Below are 5,318 nucleotides of genomic sequence, written 5' to 3'. Positions count from 1 at the left end.
CGGATCTGTGCCGCATCGGACCGTGGCAGACGGTGATCGTTCATGGTTCATGGTGCTGATGAACCATGCGCTGTGCTGCGCGCATCATTCTTTGCACTGTGCTGCGCGCCGTCACCCGCCGGCGATACGGTAGACGTCGAAGACGCCTTCGACCTTGCGAACTGCTGAGAGCACGGTATCGAGATGGGTGGCGTCGCTCATCTCGAAGACGAACTTCGACTGAGCAACTCGGGCTCGGGACGTGGCGACCGTGGCGGACAGGATGTTGACGTGGGTCTCGGTGAGGACCTTGGTGATGTCTGAGAGCAGACCGGAGCGATCGAGTGCCTCCACCTGGATCTGGACAAGGTAGATGCCGCTGGTCTTCTCGCCCCAGGAGACGTCGACCATCCGTTCGGGTTCCCTTTCGAGGGAGGCGATGTTGGGGCAGTCCACTCGGTGCACGGACACCCCCGAACCGCGGGTGACGAATCCGAGGATCTCGTCGCCTGGCACCGGTGTGCAGCATCGGGCGAGCTTCACGAGGACATCGTCGACGCCTCTGACAGTCACTCCCCCGGACGAGGAATGGTGTCCCGAGGACTGTCCGGTGCGGTTGCGCGGCGACGGCGGCAGGACCGGCTCATCCTCTTCGCCTGCGACTTCCTTGGCCAGCAGATCGACGACATGGGCAGCCGAGCTCACCCCGTTGCCGATCGCGGCGTAGAGGGCGGTGACATCGGGCAGACGCAGCTCTGTGGCCACGACCTGCAGCGCCTCCTGGCTCATCAGTGCCGAGGCGGAGAGCGTATGCCGACGCATCGCACGTGCCAGCTGTTCGCGACCGTTCTCGATCGCCTCCTCCCGGCGTTCCTTGGAGAACCACTGGCGGATCTTGCTGCGTGCGCGTGGGCTCTTGACGAAGCCCAGCCAGTCGCGGCTGGGACCCGCATTCTCATCTTTCGAGGTGAAGACTTCGACCGAGTCGCCGTTCTTCAGTTCGGTGTCGAGTGCGACCAGGCGCCCGTTGACCCGTGCGCCCATCGTCTTGTGACCGACCTCGGTGTGGACCGCATACGAGAAGTCGACCGGCGTCGCACCTGCCGGCAGGCTCATCACGTCCCCCTTGGGAGTGAAGACGTAGACCTCTTTCGAATTCACTTCGTAGCGCAGGTTGTCGAGGAATTCATCGGGGTCGCTGACTTCGCGCTGCCATTCCAGCAGCTGGCGCAGCCATGCTGCGTCATCGACCTCACCGGCGTCGGAGACCTTGACCGAACGTGCGGTGTTCGATGTCACGGCCTTGGACGGATTGCGCCGATCCTTGTACTTCCAGTGGGCGGCCACACCGAATTCGGCCCGGCGATCCATTTCATGGGTGCGAATCTGGATCTCCACGGGCTTCCCGTTCGGACCGATCACAGTCGTATGCAGACTCTGATACATGTTGTACTTCGGCATCGCAATGTAGTCTTTGAACCGACCTGGTACAGGGTTCCAGCGGGCGTGGACGATGCCGAGTGTGGCATAGCATTCCCGAACCGTCTCGACGAGAACCCGTACCCCGACAAGGTCGTAGATGTCAGCGAACTCGTGCCCGGCCACGACCATCTTCTGATAGATCGAGTAGTAGTGCTTCGGCCGGCCCGTGATGGCGGCTTCGATACTGGACTGCCCCAACTCCGATTGGAGCTCATCGGAGACCGTGGCCAAGTACTTCTCACGCTCGGGCGCCCTATCGGCGACGAGCCGCACCACTTCGTCGTAGACCTTGGGGTGGAGGACCTGGAAGGACAGGTCCTCAAGTTCCCACTTGATCGTGTTCATGCCCAGCCGGTGAGCCAATGGGGCATAGATCTCCAGCGTCTCCCGAGCCTTCTTCGTACTCGATGAGGCGGGAACGAAACGCCAGGTGCGGGCGTTGTGCAGACGATCTGCGAGTTTGATGACGAGAACCCGGATGTCCTTGGCCATCGCTACGATCATCTTCCGCACGGTCTCGGACTGCGCGGACTCGCCGTAGGTGAGTTTGTCGAGCTTGGTCACCCCGTCGACCATCCCGGCTACCTCGGGACCGAACTCGTCCGTCAGCTCCTTCAGCGAATATGAGGTGTCTTCGACGGTGTCATGGAGCAGCGCAGCAGCCAGAGTGACCGGCAGCATGCCGATCTCGGCCAAGATCGTGGCCACCGCCACGGGATGGGTGATGTAGTCATCGCCGGATTTCCGCGTCTGACCACGGTGCGCCTGCTCGGCGATCTTATAGGCCCGGACGACCAGGTCGATGTCGGACTTGGGGTGGTTCGACTGCAGTGCCCTGATCATCGGACCGAGGACACGTGGATAGCCAGGGTTGTTCTGCGCCCTGGCCGCCCACCAGGCTAAGCGGGAGATGCCTCGCGGACGGCGCGAATCGGCGGAAGAAGCCATGACATCCCCTTTCTGCTCAGTCCTCGAATTCTACTCAGACTTCAGCGTGAATCACCGGCGGAACATCGTCTGCTCCGTTCTTCAAGCGTAATTCACGCACAGCCTCTTCCTGCTCCTTGACCGCAGGTTCGTTCGACCGCAGCAACGCGTAGAGAGGGCTGGCGACGAACAACGTCGACGCTGCTGCCACAATCGTACCGATGAACAGCGACAGAGAGATGTCGACCAGGGTGCCGGCACCGAGCAGGAACACGCCGATGAACAGAATCGACGCGATCGGCAGCACCGACACCACCGATGTGTTGATCGAACGAACCGTTGTCTGGTTGACGCCGAGGTTGACCAGTTCTGAGAACTTGAGATTGCGATTGTCCTTGAACCGAGTCGTGTTCTCCCTGATTTTGTCGAAGACCACCACCGTGTCGTAGAGCGAGAAGCTCAAGACCGTGAGGAAACCGATCACCGCTTCCGGGGTGATCTCGAATCCTGTCGCAGAGTAGATGCCCGTCGTCACGACCATGACGACGAACAGTCCGACGATCGCGGCCAACGACATCTTCCAGGTCCGGAAGTACAGCGCCATCACGATCATCGCGATGCCGACGAAGATCACCAACGCCCGAAGCATCTTCTCAGTCACGTCCTGGCCCCACTCGGGGCCGACGAACGTCGAGGTGACGTCTTCTACTTTGACGTCGTATCCACCCACGAGAGCGTCACGGACTTCCTGCATCTGGTCATCGCTGAGCTGGTTCGTCTCGATCTTCACAGCTGTGTCGCCCGTTGGGGACAGACGCGGTTCGGAATCGGCGACGACATCAGCCACGAGGTCCTCGCCCTTCTTCGGCGAGGTGTCCGAGACGTGGTCGATCTGGAACTGTGACCCGCCCTTGAATGCGATGCCGAAGTTGAATCCTGCGATCAGCGGCACGAGCAGTGACAGAAGCACCAGAACGCCGGTGATCATCAGCCAGAGTTTGGCCTTTCCGACGAAGGGAATGGATGACTCACCGTTGTGGAGCCGGTTGCCCCAGGCAAAGAACCGTTTCACTTGTCTGCCTCCTTGCCCGTGTCGGCAGAATCGTCGGCGGCCTTCTTCGCAGCCGCCTTTCGCTCTGCGATCGTGCTGCCGTTTCGTCCCGACTCGGTCGTGGACTTGGGCTTCTTCTTCGACTTCTTCTCAGCCTTGGTCGGCTTCGATGCCTTCGCGTCTGCCCCGCCATCTGCATCGCTCGAGCCGTCGCTGGACTCTGCAGTGGCAGAGGGATCGCCAGATTCGGAGGATCGGGCCTTCTTCGAGCGTTGAGCCGTTGTGGTGGTGCCACGTGACTGGCCCGAGGCCGTCTCCTCGGAGCTGACTGCAGAATCGGAGGACACGGAGGACGACTCTGGAGCTTCCTGCGACGCGGACGACGACGCAACGGTCGATGTCTCGGCCGATTCCGCCTCGGCGTCCGAGGACATTCCTGCCTTCCGGGCTCGTGCCTTCTCCCGTCGACGTCCCTCTGCTGACTTCTCGGAGTCGTCGACGCTGAGGTTGAGGGCACCACGATATGAAGCCGGTTTGACGCCCAGCAAGCGAGGATCCATGCCCGACATCGGATGCCCTTGGCCGAAGAACTTGGTGCGCGCGAGCACTTCCAGCATCGGGTGTGTGAACAGGAAGACGATGAGCACGTCGATGATCACTGTCAGGCCCAGCGTGAAGGCGAACCCGCGCACGGATCCGACAGCCAAGACGTAGAGGATGACCGCGGCGAGCATGTTCACTGCCTTGGACGCCCAGATGGTGCGTCTGGCACGATCCCACCCGACTTCGACAGCGGAGAGCAATTTTCTGCCGCTGCGCAATTCGTCTCTGACGCGTTCGAAGTACACGATGAACGAGTCGGCTGCCATGCCGATGCCGATGATGATGCCGGCGACACCTGCCAGGGACAGCCGGTAGCCGTATCTCCATGATGCCAAGAGCAGCAGGAGGTACGTCAGGACACCGGCGACGACGAGGCTCGAGACAGTCACGAGGCCGAGGACCCGGTACTGCAACAGCGAATAGACGACGACGAGCAGGAGTCCGACGAGCCCCGTGAGCAGACCGATATTGAGGTAGTTCGTGCCCAGCGTCGGTGAGATCTGGTTTTCACTCTGCACCTGGAAACTCAGCGGCAGAGAGCCGTTCTTGAGCTGATCGGCCAGTGTCTGCGCCTCGTCGAGTGTGAACTGACCCGTGATCTGGGCTTTGCCATCAGTGATCACCACGTCCGCGGATGGTGCCGACAGCACGTTTCCGTCGAGAGTGATGGCGAACTGGTTATAGGGCTGCTGCTTTCCGGTGATATCCGACGTGATCTGCTTGAAGATCTCACGCCCGACACTGTCGAACTCGAGGTTCACTGCAGGCTGGTTGGTCTGGACACCGTTGGCGCCCGACTTATAACCGGCGCTGGCATCTGCGAGGTGCTCGCCCGAGAGCTCGACGGGACCCAGGATGTACTTGGCCTCTCCGTCCTTGCCGCAAGCGACGACGGGTTCATCAGATGGCGTCTGCTGTCCGCCGGTCCGGTTCTGCGGATCGCTGCAGTCGAGCTCCGTGTACTTCTTGATGATGGCGTCGGTCTGCCACTTGTCGGTGTCCTTCTCAGGATCGAAGAGTGGCCGCGGTGTCGTATCGGTGACCTTCGTGTCCTCGCCTGTGCCGGAACCGCTCTCTCCGGATGCCTGCTCGCCGCTCTTCTCGGCTGACTTCTGCGCGTCCTTACCTGCCGGCCCAGGTACGTTTCCGCCTGCGTTGGAGACTTCGCCGCCGCCTGCAGGTGCGTCTGCGCTGTCCTGGCCCTGTGCTCCGTCACTGCCACCGGTCAGGTCCTCGAGGCGCTTCTTCTGCTCATCGGTGAGACCTTCGGAAGGAT

At 61.4% G+C, this 5,318-nt stretch carries 3 protein-coding genes; all 3 read right to left on the bottom strand.

What is annotated here, in order from left to right; genetic code table 11:
- Window positions 1-111 precede the first annotated feature (111 nt).
- Window positions 112-2,409 (bottom strand): RelA/SpoT family protein, encoded by a 2,298-nt coding sequence (locus L0G76_RS13770; protein ID WP_304357739.1) that lies wholly within the window; start codon window positions 2,407-2,409, stop codon window positions 112-114.
- Between the two features lie 34 nt (window positions 2,410-2,443).
- Window positions 2,444-3,460 (bottom strand): protein translocase subunit SecF, encoded by a 1,017-nt coding sequence (gene secF / locus L0G76_RS13765; protein ID WP_304357738.1) that lies wholly within the window; start codon window positions 3,458-3,460, stop codon window positions 2,444-2,446.
- Window positions 3,457-5,318: protein translocase subunit SecD (secD, locus tag L0G76_RS13760; RefSeq protein ID WP_304357737.1), on the bottom strand; the 1,862-nt coding region annotated here is incomplete at its 5' end. The genes secF and secD, both read right to left, overlap by 4 nt.

The organism is Brevibacterium picturae, from assembly GCF_030453725.1.
Taxonomy (GTDB): Bacteria; Actinomycetota; Actinomycetes; order Actinomycetales; family Brevibacteriaceae; genus Brevibacterium; species Brevibacterium sandarakinum_A.
The sequence above is the reverse complement of the archived record's forward strand: the minus strand, read 5'-3'. Positions and strand labels throughout refer to the sequence as shown.

What these genes read in the sequence shown, in the direction of transcription:
- L0G76_RS13770 (WP_304357739.1), bottom strand. Translation starts at nt 2,409, where the DNA reads ATGGCTTCTTCCGCCGATTCGCGCCGTCCGCGAGGCATCTCCCGCTTA.